We start from the raw sequence: 1,345 nt of genomic DNA on the forward strand, positions 1-1,345 counted from the left end.
CGCAGCGCCAGCTCGATGCCGCCGATGATGATCACCGCGACCGCGATGATGGCGGCGGTGATCACGCAATTCCCTTTCGCCGAGAAGATTGTGGCGCCTTACATCCTGCTCTTGGTCACCACGCCGATGCTGGCGCTGGTGCCGCTTCTGATCCTGCGTTTCGGCTTTGGCTACACGCCGCGCATCATCGCGGTGGCGCTCGCCGCCGGCCCAATGGTGATGATCAATGCGGCGACCGGCTTTCGCCGCGTCGACAGCGCCAAGATCGCGCTGGCGCGTTCCTATGGCGCCAGCACCTTGCAGATATTCTGGAAGATCCGTGCGCCGATGGCGCTGCCGATGATCCTGGTCGGCCTGATGATCGGCGCGATCTTCGGGCTTTTGACCGCGGTCGGCGCCGAGATGGTCGGTGGCGGCTTCGGCCTTGGCAACCGGCTGACCACTTATTCATCGATGATCCAGATGCCGCAGTTCTTCGCGGTGGTGCTGATCCTCTCGATCCTGGGCATCCTGATCTACGTGCTGTTCTTCCTGATCGGCAAGAAATGGGCGAGCTGGGAGGCGTGAGCGCAAAGGTGATAATGGCGCCCGGGAGGCGGGCGCCAGGGCAAAGCAATCAACAAAAAGGGGAATGTCATGACCAACGAAAGTCACATCGGTTCAAAAGCGGGTATCAACCGCCGCTACTTCCTGCAAGTCACCGGCGCCGGTTTGGTGACGGCCACGGCGCTCGGCGCCTCGGGTTTGAGGGCGCAGGCCGAGGCCTATGAAAAATTCACCTGGATCTCGCCGCGCGGCACGCTCGAAGTGCTCGACGACTATCCCTATTGGGCGGCCAAGAAAGCAGGCTATTTCGGCGATCTCGACACCGACATGCAGCCGGGACCATCGGACGGCACCGCGACGGTGAAGTTCGTCGATGTCGGCCAAGCCGACATGGGCTTCCCTTCGCCCGGCGTCTTCTCCTTCGCCATCCAGAACGGCATGAAGCTCAAATCCGTGTTCCACATGGGCGCGCGCGACACGTTCAGCTTCGCTTTCCGCAAGGGCGAGGGAACAAACGACCTGAAGCAGCTAGAAGGAAAGACCATTCTGCTCGGCTCCGCTGCTTGGCAGTCGATCACCGACCCGCTGCTGGCGGCGCAAGGCGTCGACATCAAGAAGGTGAAATATGTCGAGGCCGGCTGGCCGACCTGGGGCACCGCACTTGCCGGCGGCCAGGGCGACGCCGCCCTGTCATGGGAAGGGCTGCGGGCCGAATGGATCGCCAAGAACCTCGACTTCGAATACTGGCTCGGCGGGCAGAATTCGAAGCTGCCCGCGAACACTTTCGTCGTGCGCGCAG

The 1,345-nt window shown here is 62.5% G+C and carries 2 protein-coding genes; both read left to right on the plus strand.

The window, feature by feature from the left end; all coding sequences use genetic code 11:
* Positions 1–567 (plus strand): ABC transporter permease subunit (locus EOB36_RS33810; protein ID WP_128286587.1); only part of this gene is annotated, 567 nt, incomplete at its 5' end.
* A gap of 69 nt (positions 568–636) precedes the next feature.
* A partial coding sequence (locus EOB36_RS33815; protein ID WP_164897724.1) for an ABC transporter substrate-binding protein occupies positions 637–1,345 on the plus strand: 709 nt, incomplete at its 3' end.

It is taken from the genome of Mesorhizobium sp. M6A.T.Cr.TU.017.01.1.1, from assembly GCF_004023115.1.
In the GTDB taxonomy this organism is placed as follows: Bacteria; Pseudomonadota; Alphaproteobacteria; order Rhizobiales; family Rhizobiaceae; genus Mesorhizobium; species Mesorhizobium mediterraneum.